Origin of the sequence: Reichenbachiella sp. (genome assembly GCF_039969095.1) — a bacterium.
GTDB lineage: Bacteria > Bacteroidota > Bacteroidia > Cytophagales > Cyclobacteriaceae > Reichenbachiella.
Genome location: NZ_JBDVOL010000011.1, coordinates 775164 through 795207 on the forward strand (window position 1 = coordinate 775164; position 20044 = coordinate 795207).

Annotated in this window: 17 protein-coding genes; 14 read left to right on the top strand and 3 right to left on the bottom strand. The window is 39.5% G+C overall.

From position 1 onward, the window contains the following. The first annotated feature begins 180 nt into the window (after window positions 1–180). From pdxA to ABJH98_RS11850, 3 genes are all read left to right on the top strand, one after another. Entirely contained in the window at window positions 181–1212 is a 1032-nt protein-coding gene (pdxA, locus tag ABJH98_RS11840) for a 4-hydroxythreonine-4-phosphate dehydrogenase PdxA (RefSeq protein WP_348307891.1), read from the top strand. A gap of 2 nt (window positions 1213–1214) precedes the next feature. Further along, complete coding sequence (locus ABJH98_RS11845; RefSeq protein ID WP_348307892.1) at window positions 1215–1820, top strand: 4'-phosphopantetheinyl transferase superfamily protein; 606 nt, start codon at window positions 1215–1217, stop codon at window positions 1818–1820. Window positions 1821–1890: 70 nt separating this feature from the next. After that, a complete protein-coding gene (locus ABJH98_RS11850) occupies window positions 1891–2475 on the top strand; it encodes a thioredoxin-like domain-containing protein (RefSeq protein WP_348307893.1) in 585 nt (194 codons plus the stop codon). A 7-nt stretch (window positions 2476–2482) separates the two neighbouring features. On the opposite strand, the gene ABJH98_RS11855 is transcribed toward ABJH98_RS11850, so the two are convergent. Further along, on the bottom strand, window positions 2483–4630 hold the full coding sequence (locus ABJH98_RS11855; protein WP_348307894.1) for a T9SS type A sorting domain-containing protein: 2148 nt from the start codon (window positions 4628–4630) through the stop codon (window positions 2483–2485). 130 nt (window positions 4631–4760) lie between these two features. On the opposite strand from ABJH98_RS11855, the gene ABJH98_RS11860 reads away from it, so the two are divergent. The 6 genes from ABJH98_RS11860 (at window position 4761) to ABJH98_RS11885 (ending at window position 9615) form a co-directional block, all read left to right on the top strand. After that, on the top strand, window positions 4761–5444 hold the full coding sequence (locus ABJH98_RS11860) for an NAD-dependent epimerase/dehydratase family protein (RefSeq protein WP_348307895.1): 684 nt from the start codon (window positions 4761–4763) through the stop codon (window positions 5442–5444). A gap of 89 nt (window positions 5445–5533) precedes the next feature. Continuing rightward, window positions 5534–6325, top strand: a complete 792-nt coding sequence (locus tag ABJH98_RS11865) for a hypothetical protein (RefSeq protein WP_348307896.1) — start codon at window positions 5534–5536, stop codon at window positions 6323–6325. 171 nt (window positions 6326–6496) lie between these two features. After that, window positions 6497–7597 (top strand): Gfo/Idh/MocA family oxidoreductase, encoded by a 1101-nt coding sequence (locus ABJH98_RS11870; protein WP_348307897.1) that lies wholly within the window; start codon window positions 6497–6499, stop codon window positions 7595–7597. A gap of 50 nt (window positions 7598–7647) precedes the next feature. Further along, window positions 7648–8199, top strand: coding sequence for an inorganic diphosphatase (locus ABJH98_RS11875; protein WP_348307898.1), 552 nt, complete (start codon window positions 7648–7650; stop codon window positions 8197–8199). A 13-nt stretch (window positions 8200–8212) separates the two neighbouring features. Beyond that, complete coding sequence (locus ABJH98_RS11880) at window positions 8213–8569, top strand: hypothetical protein (RefSeq protein ID WP_348307899.1); 357 nt, start codon at window positions 8213–8215, stop codon at window positions 8567–8569. 125 nt (window positions 8570–8694) lie between these two features. Then, window positions 8695–9615: a phosphate/phosphite/phosphonate ABC transporter substrate-binding protein gene (locus tag ABJH98_RS11885; protein ID WP_348307900.1), complete on the top strand. Its 921-nt coding sequence runs from the start codon at window positions 8695–8697 to the stop codon at window positions 9613–9615. Between the two features lie 165 nt (window positions 9616–9780). Here ABJH98_RS11885 and ABJH98_RS11890 read toward each other — a convergent pair whose 3' ends face one another. Continuing rightward, window positions 9781–11409: a T9SS type A sorting domain-containing protein gene (locus ABJH98_RS11890; RefSeq protein WP_348307901.1), complete on the bottom strand. Its 1629-nt coding sequence runs from the start codon at window positions 11407–11409 to the stop codon at window positions 9781–9783. 716 nt (window positions 11410–12125) lie between these two features. Between ABJH98_RS11890 and ABJH98_RS11895 the strand changes: the two genes are divergently transcribed. From ABJH98_RS11895 to ABJH98_RS11915, 5 genes are all read left to right on the top strand, one after another. After that, window positions 12126–12641 (top strand): DinB family protein, encoded by a 516-nt coding sequence (locus ABJH98_RS11895; RefSeq protein ID WP_348307902.1) that lies wholly within the window; start codon window positions 12126–12128, stop codon window positions 12639–12641. A gap of 19 nt (window positions 12642–12660) precedes the next feature. After that, complete coding sequence (locus ABJH98_RS11900; protein ID WP_348307903.1) at window positions 12661–15603, top strand: DUF2723 domain-containing protein; 2943 nt, start codon at window positions 12661–12663, stop codon at window positions 15601–15603. A gap of 54 nt (window positions 15604–15657) precedes the next feature. After that, window positions 15658–16254, top strand: a complete 597-nt coding sequence (locus ABJH98_RS11905) for a TetR/AcrR family transcriptional regulator (RefSeq protein ID WP_348307951.1) — start codon at window positions 15658–15660, stop codon at window positions 16252–16254. A gap of 52 nt (window positions 16255–16306) precedes the next feature. Then, window positions 16307–17185 (top strand): alpha/beta fold hydrolase, encoded by an 879-nt coding sequence (locus ABJH98_RS11910; protein WP_348307904.1) that lies wholly within the window; start codon window positions 16307–16309, stop codon window positions 17183–17185. 141 nt (window positions 17186–17326) lie between these two features. Beyond that, a complete protein-coding gene (locus ABJH98_RS11915; RefSeq protein ID WP_348307905.1) occupies window positions 17327–19030 on the top strand; it encodes a hypothetical protein in 1704 nt (567 codons plus the stop codon). A 9-nt stretch (window positions 19031–19039) separates the two neighbouring features. On the opposite strand, the gene ABJH98_RS11920 is transcribed toward ABJH98_RS11915, so the two are convergent. After that, window positions 19040–20008 (bottom strand): zinc dependent phospholipase C family protein, encoded by a 969-nt coding sequence (locus tag ABJH98_RS11920; protein WP_348307906.1) that lies wholly within the window; start codon window positions 20006–20008, stop codon window positions 19040–19042. Window positions 20009–20044 lie beyond the last annotated feature (36 nt).

The following is a 20044-nucleotide window of genomic DNA, read 5'->3' on the forward strand; positions in this document are numbered from 1 at the left end:
GATCTAGTTTTCAGTTATACTTTATAATTTAATTGATTCTTAGGATGGCGAGAGATCACTAGGTGTATCTCATGTATTCCTACTAAATTAGCAATCAATAATTCATTAAATACATACCTAAATGTAGGTGATCCTAAAACCAAAACAGTGGAAGCGGATCATTAAATTTTGACATTAGACATGGACAAAGAATCTAAAAGCCATAAACAAAAACCACTCATTGGAATCACCATGGGTGATATCAATGGGATTGGCCCAGAAGTGATAATCAAAGCACTGGAAAACAGTAAGATTACTCACCACCTCACACCAATAATTTATGGTTCGGCAAAAGTACTTTCGTTTTATAGAAAGCAACTGGGTCGAAACAACTTTAATTTCTCTCCGATCAACGACTTGTCCAAACCCTATCATCGCAAAGTGAATGTACTCAACTGCTGGGAAGATGTAGTAGACATCAATCCTGGACAAGATAATGCTGTAGGCGGAAAGTATGCTTTCAAATCGTTGGAGGCTGCAACTAACGATCTTAAGGATGGTAAAATTGCCGCCTTGGTAACGGCTCCGATAAACAAACTCAATATCCAAAATGACAACTTTAAGTTTGCTGGACATACTGAATACCTCGCAGAGAAAGCTGGCTCAAAGGAGAGTTTGATGTTCATGATCTCGGATACTATGCGAGTAGGTGTACTGACTGGACACATTCCACTCAAAGATGTAGCAGCCGCTGTCACAAAAGAGGCCATCGCCAAAAAACTCAAAATGATGACCAAGTCTCTTAAACAAGACTTTGGAATTACCAAGCCAAAAATTGCCGTTCTAGGGCTCAATCCTCATGCTGGAGAAGACGGTTTATTAGGTCAGGAAGAAATTGAAATCATACGTCCAGCCATTGAAGAATTTAAGTCAAAAGGACAAATCGTAATGGGTCCATTTCCTGCAGATGGTTTTTTTGGATCTGGCGAGCATCATAAGTTTGATGCTGTATTGGCCATGTATCATGATCAAGGGCTGATTCCATTCAAGAGTTTGACCTTTTCGACAGGAGTGAATTTTACAGCAGGATTGCCTTTCGTCCGAACCTCACCAGACCATGGCACGGCTTATGGAATTGCGGGAAAAGATCAAGCCGATGAAGGGTCCATGCGTACCGCCATATTTGCGGCATTGGATATTGCCAATTCTCGATTGGAAAACGCTCAAGACTAATTATGCGCACACATTGGATCAAAACCAATCCAAATTGTACCTCTGTGGGGCTGGCAGAAATAACTTCTGAAAATGACGAGATACTTAAACTAGATCATGCGGATCTGGATCATTTTCATCCTAAAAAGAGACTTGAATTTTTGGCTTCCCGCCTCTTGATTGAACAAATGTGTGAGGAGTTGAGCATTGCCTACAATGGCATAAGAAAAGATGAGTTTGGAAAACCTCACCTAATCGATTCAGCATTTCAGATATCCATTTCACATAGCTATCCTATGGTAGGATGCGCTATTCACCCATCGAAGCCTTGCGGAATTGACATTGAAGGAAACCGCCCTCAATTACTCAAAATCAAACATAAATTTCTAAATAAAGAAGAACTTGATTATTGTGGGGACGATTTGAATAGACTATGTCTGCATTGGTCTACAAAGGAGGCCTTATATAAAATACATGGTCGCAAAAGTTTAATATTTGCCGAGCAATTGAATTTAATTGATATTTCACCCAAAGAAATCAAAGCTCAAATCCATGCTGAAGGAATCACAAAGAATTATGTACTCAATTATGAATGCTTTTTAGAATATTTTTTGGTTTATAACGTTTAACTATTGCGCTTCTAGATTATTTATCAATAAAGTTCCTACCTTTAAGGTAGCAGCGCAAAAAAAACCAAACATGTACCGTAAACTCCCCCTCACCGTTACGGCTATTTTGGTCTGTTTTTATTGTTTTAGCCAGAGTTTGGTCAGTAAAGACCTGCGCCTCTATAACGTCTCAACAGATCAAGAAATAGCCATGAATCAATTTGATTCTCATAGCGCTGTTGTTATGATTTTTACCAGTATCAATTGTCCTTACGCCAAGCTATACAAGGATCGAGTTTCGGCGTTATCTCAACAATACGCTGATCAAAATGTACGCTTTGTATTTGTGAACGCCAATGGTTCGGATCCTTCAAAAAAGGAGACCATTGCTCATATGAAAGCCGAAGCAAAGACCACACTAGATGACATTCACTATTTTGCTGACAAAAATCACTCCGTAAGGAAGACGTTGAATGTGGAAAAAAACCCCGAAGTGATCATTCTTACTCCCTCCTCGAAAGGTTACCAAAAAGTTTATCAAGGTGCTATTGACGATAGTCCCCAATCGGAATCACAAGTAAGCAAAAACTATGTGGAAATGACGCTGAATAGCGTCCTTTCAAACCAAGAAGTACCCCTATCTTACCAAAAACCCATTGGATGTCGGATAAAATAAAACCTTTTTATTCCACAATCACTTTTTGAACGAAATAGGTGTCTTTTCCTTCTCCTCTCAGAATGAATACTCCTCTCTGTGCGTTACCTAAGTGGAGTTTAGCCTCACCATCAGTCACCAATATTGACTGTATTGCGGTTCCATTAAGGTCATACAGAGTTAATCGTTGAATGCCCGGTGCCTCTACGATAAATGACTCATTGTGTGTGGGGTTTGGATATATTTTTACTTGTTCAATCAATGCTTCATTGAGCACAAGAACAGGCTCTTCTGGATCATCTGGAACGCTCGAATCATCATAAGATGCACCTGCAAAACGACCAGCATCTTCATCTTTCAGCTGTGCCGTGCTGGCTTCATTAAACCCAGGAATGTCGTTGATATTTCCTTTCCATGCCCCTACTAAAAGGTGATGCTGGGTAAAAGGACCTACTGTATTATCATCTTGATCTTGGTAAGTAATATCTCCACCAAAAGCATGATAGTGATAGCCAAAACTGCTATGATCATGTCCACCATACTCATCCAAGTCTTCATCAAACCCTTCCATATTTGGATAATTACTTTCGTACTTTCCAAAAAGCGCAATACCGTCATAGGAGAACCCAATCAATGGCGGGTGATCTTGTTCGTCGTAATCAGAATAATTATAAAGATTGATCCCATTGCCATTGTAGCCGTGACCATCCGCGTGGTAATGCAAGCCCATTCCTCTTCCTACATGGATTCCTGTGCTAGTGATTTCAGCATCTGCTGCAGCCACTCTTAAGTTATTATTGTAGGAAGGGTAAATCACTACACCATCTATGGCCAATCCATTTGATGCCGTACCCGTATAATTGTAAACATCGTATTCAGAAGGATCTAAATCCAAATCGCTAGCCAAACTTCCGTAAGGAGTCAAGTCATTGTCCGTTAATTCATCTATAAGTCCATAATCCTTTAGCGGTATTTTTACCAATTTAACTTCGAGAACCGCATTTCTGGTAATCGATTGTTCTTCGTAGCCACCTCCCTCTCCATCTCCCGGAGGTCTGGCTACATCTATCAGGAAGTTTGGTCCATCAGATGCATTGTGCGAAGCGATCACCATAAATGGATGATGAACACCCTCATCATCAGCAGCATTTGTGAAGTACATGTATTCTACTGTGCTTTCACCGATTCTGCCATTGTAAATATCATTGGCACCAAATGTCCTTGCTAATAAATTATCTCTAAAGGTTAAATAGGTTGATTTATCATATCGCAAGGATTCACCATCCTCATCGAGTGTAGTTTCTATTTCATCCAGTGCGGTGCTGGCCGCTGTGTTGGCTTCATCAGTCGATCCAAACTGTGTTTGATAAGCCTCATCCACTTCATCAAAAAATTGATCCCCGAATAAGGCACTATCATCATAATCCCAAACTTCCTCTGGGTATGCAGCAAAGGAATTGTCCTGCCACTCAATACTCGTGGGATTGAATTCAGAACCTGCTTCCAAACTAAAATCTATTAAATCATGTGCTTTCGCCAAATAAAAGGCCGAAGCATCCACCTCAGTCGAAGTCAGTTCCACCTCTTCTCCCGAAATGGTCAGCCAATGGTCTGCCCAACTATCATTGGCTTCAAATTCACCCGATGATGTATTGTACTCATATTGAGCGACTGCCTTGAGGGTGGTACTTGTTGCACTCCCATCCAATTCAAAAACCAAATAACCTCCTGTGTTGTCCACATAATAAGAGCCTGCGTCTGAAACGACAACCGACGTGCCGTCTGCATTCAAAGCTGCATAACTATTCAATAAAGGATGAATCCTATATTGACCAGCCAAGTCATCATCCATATTTGAGTTGATATCCACCAACTGAAACATGCCTTTTAGCAAAGAACCATAGGTGGCAGAAGCACCATTCAAATGATCCTTACTTTTAAAAGTTAGGCTCGAAGTAGAAACATCATCGAGCATCATGGCATCTGTTTGCGAATCAGCATCCATAATAATCACATGCTTCAAATTTTCTATTCCGGAAATACTTGAAGGTGTCCATGGCACATCAAAGGTTTGATCTAGTATTTCGGCAAAGGTTTTAGGCGCATGAGGTTCAAAGGATTGCGCATGACCACCATAGTTAATAACAATCAAAATATATAGTAGTATTTTTTTCATAGCAGATTATTAGTTTTCAGTTTCCCTATTTGATTTAAGGGTTCACAGTTAGAACGACCACAGGAACAATTGCCCTACCAGCTCAATAATTTTGAAAGAATGATGATATCTTTAGTCAAATTATCAAAATATGGGTTTAAAAGTAATTATCACTGGAGCGACTGGCATGGTGGGCAAGGGCGTGTTGCTTGAATGTTTGGATCATCCTGATATAGATGAGGTGTTGTCCATTAGCAGATCAAACCTGAACCTGACACATCCAAAATTGAAAGAATTGATCCATGCTGATTTTTTGGATTACTCTAAAGTAAAAGACCAATTAACAGATTATGACGCTTGTTATCTGTGCATGGGAGTTAGTGCTGGAGGACTGAGTAAAGAAAAATATACAGAACTGACTTACGACTACACCTTGACTCTAGCCAAAATTTTACTAGAATTGAATCCAAGTATGACTTGCACTTATGTATCAGGAGAAGGCACAGACTCCACCGAAAAAGGTCGTTCGATGTGGGCAAGGGTGAAAGGGAAAACAGAAAATGATTTATTGAACCTTGGTTTCAAACAAGCTCACATGTTCCGCCCAGGTGCCATCATTCCACTTCGAAGTATCAAGTCCAAAACAAAAGCCTACCAATTTATGTACGATTACTTTATGTGGCTCGTGAAGTTCATCAAATTAGTAGCTCCAAACTCAGTGGTAAACACGACCCAGATCGGATTGGCTATGATCAATGTGACCAAAAATGGATGCAACAAGAAGATCATTCGACCTAAAGATATTCTGGAACTCGCTCAATTGAAAGACATTTAATATTGCTTAGATTTGGTATGATGCAGTGTGGGTATTGTGCATATGCACTATATCCAATTATTGGCAACAACCTGAAAACACCCAACAGAATGGCAAAATCTACAAGAAGAAAATTTATAACTGGAACCTTATCTGCACTTGGATTAATTGGAATTAGCACTTGGTTGGGAAAAAGGAAGATATTGACTTGGATTGTGAGACAAGACAATGATAGCGAACCTAAAATGACTTTAACCCCGAATATTAATGATGAAATCTGTGTTTTATCATCACCAGTTTCAGAAGGGCCTTATTATCTAAAATCACCTTTTCGAACGGATATTAGGGAAAGCAGAATAGGAAAAACCTTAAGCCTTAAATTTCAAATAGTGGACTATCCTAGCTGTAATCCAATTGAACATGCAGTAGTGGAAATTTGGCAATGTGATGCTCATGGCAACTATAGCGGATATATAGAAGGTATTGGACATAATATGTGGGAATCAGCAAAGCAAATGGAGTTTGGAAAAAAGCAGCATATTGAGCCAAGTAACGAATCTGCTTATCTGCGTGGTTATCAAAAAACTGACATAAATGGACAAGCAGAATTTACAACTATAATTCCTGGCTGGTATGACCCAAGAGTACCACATATACATTACAAAGTCATATTAAATGACAAAGAGCACTTGACAAGTGAATTGTATTTCGAAGAAGACTTTTGTAATGAATTATTTACATCTGTTGAACCTTATAATCAATATGGAGAATCGCCTTACGATTTTAGGAATGACAAGTCATTAGCAAACGTAAAAGAAGGGACAGGGCTTATATTAAATCCTGAAAAAAAGTCGGATAATACAGTTCTTGCAACAGCAAAAATTGGAATTAAATTATCATGAAAGAGCTGAAATTAGTGTGTTAAGACCCTCTACTATTCTTATGCTAGACCGTATAATTTAAAAAAATCCCATATCTTCGTTCTTGAATGACCTTAAGCATTCACCCCCCACTAAGCACTCAAAAGTAAGCTTTGCCCAAAGCTGTATTATCAATTTCAAAACTTTAGATTTATGAAAAGAGGAATTCTTATATGTTTCCTGATGGGGATTATGTTCGCACATACTTCATTCGCACAAAAAAACAAACCACTCAAAGTCGGCATCATAGGGCTGACCCACACTCATGTGCATTGGCTGCTCGGTAGACCAAAAGCCGATGACATCCAAATCGTAGGCATTGTTGAACCTAACAAAAATTTGGCTCAGCGATATGCAGACCAGCATGGCTACTCCATGGATTTGGTCTATGATACCATGGAAGAAATGATCGAAGCTACCCAACCTGAAGCGGTCACAGCCTTTGGCACGATCTACGAGCACCTGGCCGTAGTAGAAACTTGCGCACCCAAAGGCATTCATGTGATGGTAGAGAAACCTTTGGCTGTCAGTATGGCGCATGCAAAGAAAATGGAAGCTCTAGCCAAAAAGCATAATATCCAGCTCCTCACTAATTATGAGACCACTTGGTACGCGACTAATCACAAAGCTTATAATATGGTCAATCAGGGGCAAGTGGGTGACTTGAGAAAAATCGTGATACACGATGGTCACAAAGGCCCGATTGAATTGGGTATCAATTCGGAGTTCATCGATTGGCTCACGGATCCTGTTCAGAATGGTGGCGGTGCTGTGGTGGATTTTGGTTGCTATGGTGCCAACCTGATCACTTGGATGACCAATGGACAAAAGCCAGATCAGGTCATGGCTGTGACTCAAACGATTAAACCTGATGTTTATACCAAAGTGGATGATGAAGCAACGATTATCCTGAAGTACCCAAAAATGCAGGGTATTATCCAAGCCTCCTGGAATTGGCCGATCGCCAGAAAAGACATGGAAGTGTATGGACAAACTGGATACATCTATGCGGACAATCGCAATGATCTACGTTATCGATTGAGTGAAGCCCAAGAGGAACAAAAAGAAAATTTGGAGGAACGAAAGTATCCGTATAACGACCCGTTTGCACTTTTGGCTGCTGTAGTGAAAGGTAAAGTGACGCTCCCTCCCTATGCGCTATCATCTTTGGAGAACAACATGATCGTGGTAGAAATCTTGGACGCTGCACGAGAAAGTGCGAAAACAGGCAGAACTATTGACCTGAACCCTTAGGCTTTATTGCCCTAGCGGTTAACTTTGCTTTTTTATTTGAAACACACACTATGAAAATATTTCCAAGTAATCCCTGGCACAAAGTGGCCGTTGGTGCGGGCACGCCAGATGTGGTGAATGGCATCATCGAAATTCCACAAAACACTAGAGCCAAATATGAACTCGACAAAGATTCAGGTCTATTGATGATGGACCGTGTGCTCTATTCTGCCATGTACTATCCAGCCAATTATGGGTTCATCCCTCAGACTTATTGTGATGATGGTGACCCATTGGATATTGTGGTTTTGTCACAGATCGACATCGTACCAATGTGTATCGTGTCTGCCAAGGTGATTGGTGTGATGCGCATGCTCGATGGAGGTGAGGCGGATGATAAAATAATCGCTGTAGCGGAAAATGACATGAGTGTCAATCACATGAATGATATCACAGACCTACCTCCACATTTCACCAAAGAATTGAAGAATTTCTTCGAAGATTATAAGAAGCTAGAACATAAAACTGTTGAGGTTGAAGAATTTCAAGATGTAGCTACGGCTAAACAAATCATTTTGAAGAGTATCGAAGACTACAAAGAGCTAATGGCCAAAAACTCATAAAACCGAACCAACCATGACCGACATTCTAATCCCTACCTTGGCGGCGCTGATTGGTACCGCCTTTGGTGGGCTGATCACTTACTTCACCCAACGGCAGCAACTCAAGCACAACTTGCAAATCCTCAAGGAAACCTACAAAACAGATTTTATGGCTGAAGAAACTGCCAAACATTTCTTAAGTCATAAAAGCCATATCGAAAGATCATTTGATGTCCTTCAAAAGCATTTGGGTGGTTTTGAGGACAATGAACTAAGAAAAATCCTCGTTCGATCGGGTGCCATTCGGGAGTTTAGAGAAGATGGCTCTGAGTGGTGGAAGCTTCTGTCACGAATGGATGAATATATTGAGAAGAAAAGGAATGGGAAGTAGAAAGTTCCTCACCACTTGCCGCATACTCGCGGAAGTAACTTCCGCGATAAACGATAATCAGAAATTCAGCAAAAGAACCAATCCTAGCTATATTTGCTGGATTCCAAATCAGAATTTCAATAGCTATGAATAATCAAATGACCTCTTTCTATTCCATGGGCATCCTTCTTTGCCTTTTCACTTTAGCTTCTTCATCCTCATATGCCATCCAACAGCCTGATTCAGATACACTTAGCATAGGTCTGGATAGATTTATGCCTGAAGAAAAATTTACCTTAATTGCCAAGCACCTGAGTACTCAATTGAATGTTCCGGTAAAATATGAAAACTTCAATTCTTTAATTGAATTGACAAAAAACCAATCCAAATACGATTTGATTTATACCAATGCGTTTGGTTATGCTTATGCCCAGGTGACCGATCTGCCATTTGCAGCCTTTTTGATTCGAGCCGACAAAAATGGAGACCCTCTGACCTATAAGAGCTGCCTCATCACAAACTCAGCATCCGGCATTACTACCGTTGAACAAGTAAAAGAAAACAGTGACTCTCTGGATGTTTCTTTTACCTATGCTTCTTCCACCTCTGGCCATATAGTACCTAGAATATACCTGTCTCAATTGATTGGAGAAACGCTCGAAAGCGGATTTCAAGGTGTGGCTTTTGAGTCTAGCCATGAAGAAATAATCAAAAAAGTAGGCGAAGGAAAAACTGACTTGGGTGCCTGCTCTTGCTATTGGGCACAAAAAAAGGCACAAGAAGACTCAGCGCTCAAAGGTCAGATTAAGATACTGTGGGAATCCACCCCTATCCCTCATGTAGTTTGGGCTACTGGCAATACCATGAATGAAGCCATGAAAGTACCACTACAACAGGCATTCAGCACCTTGCTGGAAAATGAACAGATCCGAACTCTTGTGATGCGTCCAGACTTGACGGCTTATAGTTCCATCAAAGATGAAGCTTTTTCATTTCTGATCGACCAACTTAAAAAAGATCAGGAACTGGAATTCTATCTCTACTACTACGAGTCATTTTCTGAATAAAATATTAGTAATCTATCTCGGAACTTAGTTCCGTGCCAATTGCTTCATACTCGCGGAAATAACTTCTGGGCTAGAGAGTCGGTCACTGATTGCAAATCCGTGCCAGTGGGGTTAGAAAAATAAATTTTAGGCAAACTAGTACTCCTCGCCAAGACAGTTTAGATTTTAATGCTTTATCATTTTTTGCGAATGGTATTTTCCATCTGCAAAAGTTCTAACCACATAGACACCTGGTTTGAGTGAGCTAACATTAATTTCGTTTTTAGGCTTAGAAATTGACAAATGAAGCTTACCATCAAGTCCCAAAAATTCAATTAGTTCCAAATCTAGCTCAGCAAATTTCAATATTGAATACGTAGGATTGGGGTATAGATATAGATCAACTGCTTGTTCGTCAATATCAGCAACTATGTTATCTATGTCTTGAGCAGTTAATGTTATGATCGAAGAGTTATATCCTGCCCATCCATCCGTTGCCGTTACCTTAACGTCAATCTCTCCTAAAGTCAGTGGAGTTAGGGTTAGAATTCCACTTGACTCGGTTATATTGACTAACTGTTCATCATATTCAACACTAAATGTTAATAAATCTCCCTCAGGATCGGTAAAGAGTTCATTAAGATTAATATCCGAAGTAGTATTAAGCACTCTTGCATTATCATTATTAGATTCATTTTCTTCTGGGTCTTCATTTAACCATTTCAAAATCGTTCCCCCAGAATTTGGACCGCCTTGTTGAGCAGCAATAAACACATCTCCATTTAGATAAGCTGGGTTTGAAACTACATCATATCCGAAATCCGGGTTACTTTGAAGGTCGTCAAATATCCTAATTTCACCGTCAAAAGGATTGACGCCAAATACATTATTAGCACTAATTCCATAAATCAAACTATCGGTTGACAAAAGTTTACCGAGGGCTCTATTATCTAATGCTCCTAATGAATCATAAGATGTGCCATCTATATTGCATCTGAAAAACTGGCCTCCCCATGCACTATTACTCCCTGAATAGGCAAACAATCCTATTATTTTGTCTTCTTGAATTATTAAGGATTGAGGTTGTGTTCCTACTTCATCTGAGCCCTTTACAATGCTTTCGTAACCAGTCCCATCTGTATTAATTCGTATGAAACTTCCACTTGCAACTGTACCTCCAACTCCATCTGAATACGGCGTTCCCCCACCGTTAAAACAGGCTATATAAATTTTATCTTGATGGAATATAAAGTCTACTGGATTTTGACCTTTTTCCATATTGGTGTCATCGTAGATTTTTTCAAAGCTTGTACCGTCCTTGTTGATAATGAATATGCTTCCTTCATCTACAAATGACTGTAGAGAACTTAACCATAGCACACTATCAGTCAAGTATTTCACTCGAACTTCCTGAACATCAAAAGGGTCGAAATCTTTTACAAACTTAAATGAGTAATCCAGCAATGAATACTGAAAAATAGTACCACCACCATTTGCACTGAATCTAGTGGTTCCAAAAATAACTGTATCATTGGCTATTAAACTACTGGGTGCATAATTTACGTCATCATATTCCCAAATCACTTCATACCCATCTCCATTTTCGTCTATTCTGAAAAATACTCCCTGTCCGTTTGGAGTAGTACTGATGATATATAAAGAATCATTTGTTCCCACCATACCTTTTACTGAGTAATCAAAATCTTCTCCATCAAAATCATAAATTAATGATAAATGATTCTCTTGTGGAGTTTGCCCTAACATGAATTGATTAAGACCGATCATGATAGTAATAATTAAAATTATTCTTTTCATTATTCTTGATTTGATTTGTTACCATTCTAATCAATGGTGCCAAAATTTAAGGAAAAAACAAATAGGCATGTTATCATACATATTTATGTATGATAACAAACTTGCATAATACTATATAGTTATTTTCAGTTGCTCTAAAACCAGAGTGACTGGGTTGAAATTTAATTAATGATTTTCTAAAAAAAGAGCTGCAACTCAAGAATAGAACATTTTGGAGTGAGATCAAAACATGCTCTCGCCATTTCATAAGGAATTCGACGGCAGTCGGATGACTAGAAAAATCTCATCAGCTTCTAGCAGACTGCATCCCACTGACAAGATTCCTCGGCTGCGCTACGGAATTTCATCCAAATAGTAGAAGGCTGGCTGCTTGTTTCAAGCAGATCACCTGGACTTAAGCTAGGTGATATTTGGTGTAAAATAACCCTTCTGGCATTTCGCATGAACCGACCTGAGGAAGGTGAAGGAGAAATCTTATTGGTCCTTAGTGATTTAAACCCTTCAGAGTTACTCGACCGAGAACTCTGAAGGACTAGACTCCACAAACCTCAGAGTCCCTATTTAGCTAACTCTGAGTGGTAGTAGTCTTAATATACTGCTATAAGATTTCTCTCTTTGGTTGAAATGACAAGTCAATTTTGAGCCAACAAAACCCACAATTCCTGAAACCAAACCCACAGTTCTTACGATTAGGAAGGGAGTACAACTGAGAACTTATGATTACAAGAACGAAATGGTTTGATAGAAAATTCGAAACCATAGAAGACAGCTCTCTCCTATTCGACATCATCGAAAGACTGGAGGGCACTGGCTTACGCATCGAGCACAAGCTCCATAATAGTGGAAGCGCCTACCTACAATCAACCGCCACTCACAAGTGGTCCATCAAAAAACAGATCGGCCATCTAGGCGACCTCGAACCGCTGTGGCTGGAGCGAATCAAACAAATCAAAATGGGTGAAGCTGACCTGAAAGCTGCTGATTTATCCAACCGCAAGACAGATGAAGCCGCACATGACGCCAAAAAAGTAAAAGACCTGATCAGTGACTTTACCCGATTACGAAGTAAGATGATTGAAGAACTCAGAACAAGTACTGCTGATCAACTCAAACATGAGTCCAAGCATCCCAGGTTAGATAAACCGATGAAACTGGTAGATTTGGCCTACTTCGTAGCCGAGCACGACGATCATCACCTAGCGACCATCCAGGAAATGCTAAACGCTAAATAAACTCCAAAACCAATCCACTATGCACTTCAACAAAACCAATAATCTCATTGGCTGGCTACTGTTTTTATGCAGCACAGTCCTTTACTTATTTACATTGGAATCTACGGCTTCCTTCTGGGACAGTGGAGAGTTTATTGCGGCAAGCTATAAGCTCGAAATACCTCATCCTCCAGGAGCTCCTTTGTTCCTTTTGATTGGGAGGCTTTGGAGTTTATTCGCCATGGGTCAGGTCGAATCAGTGGCCTTTGCAGTGAATGCCTTGAGTGCGGTAACTAGCGGTCTGGCCGTGATGTTTTTGTACTGGAGTATTGTTATGATCGCAGACAAATTGTTGAAGAATATTTCAGACGAAACTTCTTCTTGGTTGGTATTTGCGAGCGGCATGGTAGGTGCTTTGTCATTTGCCTTCTCAGACTCATTCTGGACATCTGCCACAGAAACGGAGGTATATGCTTTTTCAGTCTTTCTGACCGCACTGGTTTTCTGGGCGATTTTAAAATGGGAAAGAAAGGAAGACACGAGTGATCAAAACAAATGGCTGATCCTGATCGCCTATCTGATGGGTTTGTCTGTGGGCGTTCATTTACTCAATCTATTAGCCATTCCAGCTTTAGGCTTGGTCTATTATTTCAAAAAATATCATAAGACTTCCTTTTGGGGTGGAGTGGCTACTCTAGCGATTTCCTGTTTGTTTTTGATTGGCATATTGTACGGACTCGTGTCTGGTGCCAATGTGGCCAAAAGTCTTGAAATTCTGTTTGTCAATAGCTGGGGACTGCCTTTTGGCTCGGGTGCTTTTACGTTTTTGGTTTTAATTATTGGCGGATGGATGTATAGCCTCAACTACACCCACAAAAAGGTTTGGGCGAATGCCAATACACTTGTCTTGGCTTTGGGATTTATCATGATTGGCTATTCTTCTTACACACTAGTATTAATTCGAGCTGAAAACAACCCTCCCATCAATCAAAACAATCCGAATAACCTATTGGGATTGATTTACTATCTAAACATGGAGCAGTATGGCACACGACCATTGCTTTATGGAAAGCATTTTGGGGCTTCACCTGTAGACCAAAAAATCGGCAAAGCCTATTACGAAGTAGGGGAAGATCATTATGAGGTCAAAGACCACAAAATGGAATACATCTATCACGACGAAGACCAAATGTTTTTACCTCGGATGCATAGTAATATGATGCCACAGCATGCTCCAGCTTACCGTCAAATGTTGGGATTGAAGAAAGGTGAAAAACCATCTTTTGCAGACAACATAAAATTCATGATTTCACATCAGATCGGGCATATGTATGTGCGCTATCTACTTTGGAATTTTGCAGGAAAAGTTAGTGGGTCTGAAGGTGCTGGATGGATGGGTCTTGCAGATTCATTCGAAAAAGCACCAGAGTCTTTAGCTAGTGATCAGGCTCGTAACAACTACTTTATGCTACCGCTATTGCTCGGTTTTGCAGGATTGCTGCTACTCATCAAATCAGACAAAAAACAGCTATACGTTACAGGAGTGCTATTTATCATGACGGGTTTGGCCATCGTGGTTTACATCAATGCGCCACCTGTAGAACCAAGAGAGAGGGATTATATCTATGTGGGATCGTATTATGCTTTTTGCATTTGGATAGGACTTGGCGTAATTAGTCTTTACCAAGTATTGAAATCCGTACCCAAACTGTCCATACGCCATTCGATGGCTATTGCCACTTTAATGTCGCTTTTGGTTCCCGGTATTTTGCTGTTAGAAAATTACGATGATCACGACAGAAGCAATCGCTATCTCAGTATAGATCAGGCCAAAACCATGCTCGCATCTTGCGATGAAAATGCCATTCTCTTTACTGGTGGAGACAATGACACCTACCCGCTCTGGTACGCACAAGAAGTCGAAGGATTCAGAACCGATGTGCGTGTGATTGTACTTAGCTATGCCAATGCCGGTTGGTATGTGGGCCAGCTGTATAGAAAAGTGAATGAATCAGATGCTTTGCCATTAGCCTTAACCAAAGAGAATTATAAATCTGGAGGACTCAATGACTATTTGCCTTTGGTGAAAAACCCAAGGATCAAAGGCGCCATTAGTGCGAAGCAGTATTTGAAATTGATTGAAAAAGAAAGTAAGGCCTTGCAGGCCAGCACAGGCTTTGGCGATTTGAATACCACTCCGTCTGATAGTTTTTATATCAATTCCAATCTTGCCGAGGTTCGGCACAAAGTTCCTGAGCGTTTTCAAAACCTAATGACCGAAAAACTGGAAGTCAAACTGAAAGGAAAAGCACTGGAGAAAAAGGATTTGTTGATTTTGGATTTGATTGATTCTAATGCCTGGAAGCGACCCATTTATTTCAACTTCACTTCATTGAATAGCGTGAATTTTGATCTCCAAAAAAACTTGGTACAGGAAGGTTCTGCTTACCAACTTTTTCCGCTTATCAATCCAAATGATAACAATCTTTTGGTAGACGAAGATAAAATGTACGATCGATTAGTAACTCATGGACTGTGGAGAGACCACAAAGAGAAATCTCCATACTATTCAGATTACTACAAGGGCATGGTCATGAATCAACGTCATCAGTATAATGAACTAGCTAGAACGTTACTAGATACAGGCAAAATAGCTCGAGCGAAAGAAACGGTTAATTACTCGCTTGAAGTATTCCCAGAAAGACTAGCACCTTTTGACTTGTCGCATGTCGAGACCACAAGTATATTGCTTAGTTTGAAAGACCTACCTCAGGCAGATTACATAGCAGATACTTTAGCGGGGCAATCCAAAAATACATTAGACTATGCCGTGCACTCAGGAAATCTGGATTCATTGAACGTCAGAAAAAGTTTGTACACCTTGAGAGAATTGGCTGTCATATACCACCGTAATGGTCATACTGAGCGTAGCAGTGTATTTGCAGCGTTATTTGAATCATACGCTAAGAAGATGGAAGGATAAAATAATTATACCAATCGGTATATTTTAAAATATTTTGTTTATCATTGCTTTGTGATGCTGACAAAAGCCGAAAAAACAACGCAATTTATATTGGAGAAAGTAGGTTCCTACTTCAATAAACACGGCTATACAGGCACGAGTATGTCAGCCATCACCGAAGCTACGGGTTTAACCAAAGGGGCAATCTATGGCAACTTTAAAGACAAGGAAGATTTAGCCCTTCAGGCATTCAACTATAACATCAGAAGAGCCATGGCGATCCTGGCGGATAAAATGACCATGGACGCTGATGGACTAACCAGGCTCAAGGAAATCACACGATTTTTCAGAAAATATTATGCAGCAGAAAAACTTCATGGTGGCTGCCCCATGATCAACGTGGGCATTGACTCCCTCAATCACAACCACACGCTCTACAAGCGTGTAGTAGAGGTAATGAATAAGCTTATCAATAACATTGCAAACATTATTGAAGAAGCCAAAAAAGAAGGAACCATAAAACCAGAAATAGATTCGGCTAAATACGCCAATAAAATTTACGCACAAATTCAAGGTGGTATTTTCATCACCAGTATGCTGAAGGATGAAAGTCACCTTTCAGAAATGATGGCACATATTGATCAAATGATTGATAGTGAAATGATCAAATAAAAAAAATTTAAACTTAAATATACCGTTTGGTATATTTTAAACCAGAAAAACCATGTTAAAATTGATCCGATCTTATTTTAGAGCAGCCTCAGCCCTCTCACCAAAAATGGCTGGCAATCAGGCATTTGAATTATTTCAAAGACCATTGAACAAGAAAATCAGGAAGAAAGAAATGTCATTTTTCAAAGTAGCCAAAACTTTTAAAATCAAACATTATTTAGAAGATATCCAATGCTATGAATTGGGCAATCCATTGGGCCAATTGGTATTGCTAGTGCATGGTTGGGAATCCAATGCGGCTAGTATGTCTGCGATTGGCCTGAAGTTGGCAGAGAAGGGCCATCATGTGATCCTTTTCAATCTACCTGCTCATGGTTTTTCAAAACTAAAAAAGGCCAATATTAAAATGTGTAAAGAGGTGCTTTTGGAAGTCATCAATCACATCAATCCACAGCAACCATTTTCTATCGTTTCGCATTCGTTCGGATCGGCTGTAACCAGCTATGCTTTATCCAAAACGACTCACCAGGTAGATCAGTTGATATTCCTGACCACACCCAACAGTATTACCAAAATATTTGAAGACTATTCCAAATTCATAGGCATCAATCAACAGGCTCATGAGCAGCTGTGTAAGCGAGCTGAAAATATTTTGCACGAACCATTGGAAGGGATCAGAGTAGATCAACTCGGTGCAAAAATCAGATATAATCATTTATTATTGATTCATGATGCAGATGACAAAGTGCTGCCAAAATCCAACACGATAGAGATCTACAATCAATGGCCAAACTCTGAGTTAAAATTGCTGGAAAAAACCGGACATTATAAAATGTTATGGGATCAAAAAGTGATCAGTATGGTCATTGAACAGCTATCTTATGGACAACAAACCAAAAAGGAGAAAAGTGTTTATGCAATGGCCTTTTAGACGTCATTTTAGGAATTTTATACTGAACTATAAGAATACTCATTTCTAAGTATTTTTTCGAAATAACAATCTAAAATCAAATTCTCGTTTTGGTTCTAGAAAGCTAGTTCATATCTTGTGGGTTAATTAATCTCACTTATTATGTTTTCTGCCGCTAAAATTCTTACTGCATATTCAGTTTTATTTTTAACTGCCATTTGTTCTTCTGTAGCTCAACAATCGGAGTTCAATCAGCTTTTCGAAGAACTTGATGCTGCTGTAGGCATCGTGGAAACCAGTAAATACAAGTACGAACCTGAACTCCTCTTTGAGCACACCAGTGTGATCAAATACAGCTATACTAAAACCAGTACGAAAGGTACAGCCAAGACTTATGCGTATGAGCTAAATATTGCAGATATCGATCCTTATACGGTAAGAGAGAGTACAGAGCGAGACCTGATCATTGTCAATGTTAAAATAAAAAACAGTCAGGACTTAATTAAAACCTTCGAGAATCAAGAAGTCAAATCTTATACTGAGGAATTACAAATCGTGGCAACTGATATTGACAATGCCAGAAAAATTAGAGAAACCATAGAGAAGGCCATTCCGTTGGCAGAAAAAATCATGCTGAATAAATTGAGCTTAAAAACTTATGATGAAATGCTCAATTGGTTGACGACCAATGTAAAGGATGCTACCTACTCCGATAAGGTCTATGCACAATCATTACAATCGGATCCACTTTTTACTGGAAAAGTGAATTTGAGTATTGTAGAAACCGGTAGATCATCAAAGCAAGCCGATTACTCCTTTAACCTTGCCGATATAAATGTAAATACAGTCCGGTTTGATATTAGTGGTTCTGAATTTGGCCTAGAATTTGAAACCAAGAGAAAACACAAACTGATCAAATATGCAGAAGATGGTGAATCCAAGCCCTTTATCGATGACATCATTATCAAAACTAATAATGTAGAAGAAGCAAGAGATCTACAAACGGTATTGACACTCATCATCCCCGAAGCTGAAAAACAAGTAGAAGCCGCATTCCCAAAATTCAGCAATAAAAATGGAGCATTGGAGGCTTTGAGCACGGGTACCAAAACACTCAATTATGGTGGTGTGACACTAGAACAAAAATTCAATACCGATTGTCTAGCCGAGTATGCTGTTACTGAAATTTCAGAGAGCAAATCTGATAAAATGCAATACAATTTCAATTGGATAGACATCAATGACAAGGTGATAGATTACGACATCAGTGGATCTAAAATGTTCATAGAGCTTATCACTAACAAAAAACAAAAATTGATGAAAGTGATTGAAAATGGGGAGGTAGACCCATACGATGAATCTTTCAAGCTCTATTGTGAAGATGCGGAAAATGCCAGACGTCTACAATATGCAATAAAAAAATCGATTGAACTGTGCAGGAAAAACTACCGACCTGATGTCCCAGAGTCTGGACTAAGTGCTAAAATAAATTGGCTCACTCAAGCAGTGAAAGAAGTAAGAGAAGGCGATGAATCTTTTAGTCAGTCATTGAGCTTGGTGGAAGAAGGAGATTTGAAAAAATTCAAGTTTACTAAAATAGAAATAGACGAAAGGGGGAGTACAGAATATATCTATGAACTCAATTTTTCTGATCTGAACGAACGAAATATTGACTTTGATATTTCTGGAAGATCCATATCCGTTTTGATCGAAACCAATTTCAAAGAAAAAATCATTAAGTGCTATAAAGATGGTGAAATTCAGCCTTATGAAGATGAATTTACTATTCATGCAAATAATGTGGAAGAATCTCGAAACATTATCCGTGCATTTGTTGATATTGTAACGCTCTCGAAAAGCAAGTAAATTATTACTTTAATTGTGTTCGCGGCTCTTGATGGATCGTTTCTCCCAATTCTTCTTTTCTTCTTCCATTTTCTTTTTGTCCTTGTCGTCTAAATCGAGCGCCATCAACAAGGCAACATCAGGTTGACCCGCATCTACCCAACAGGTAAACCAGATATCCCCAACCATCTTTATGCTAGCTCTCATCCGGCGCTCTACCATGCCATCAAGCAATTGATCATATGCACGGGAATACTTTTTGGAATAAACTCTTGTCGTTGAGTTTCCTCTTTCTTCATAAGAGTATTTCTTGCTTTCAGAAAATCTTTCTGATAACTGCTTTTCAAAAGACAAAACCGAATCCATAGCCAAATGAGCAGCTGTAACCGCAGCCCAAGCTCTTTCTTGTACGTTGTCCACATATTCGGCCTTGCCCACAAAAAAGTCATAATCATCTGCGTATAGCTCTGGCAATCTGGATTCCCAAAAACCATGAATACCGTACTGACCTGTCAGCTGACCATTATAGTTTTCTGTTGTGTGTAATGGCACATTTGAATCACCAATATAATGTCCTATATCTGCCGAATAGCGTAGAATTTTGTCCAAATCCCTTTCTTCAAAAGCTTTGGTTAGTTGATGTTTCATTAATGTAATATGCCAGGGCACAATGCCATAGGTTTGCAAGGTATCTTCTGTGTACTTTTCTACCGCATCAAACCAATTGTGTGGAACTACTTGCAACGCACTATCTCCATAGATATCCAAGTCAATATAGTGTCTGGGAGCCTCATAATCTACCGCATATCGTCGCTGGTCAGGATTGATCGCGTTTTCAGTGAGGTAAACAATGTGTTTTTTGTAAAACCCCATAAGCTCTGGTGGAATAGTAAATACAGCCAATCGATTGATTCTTCGATGTGCATAAAATCCCCAGCGATAAGAAGACAAACCAAGACTGGTTACTGCCAATAATAAAATGAAGATGTTTTTTTTCACTTAGAAATGATTAAGTACAATAAATCTCAACTAAAA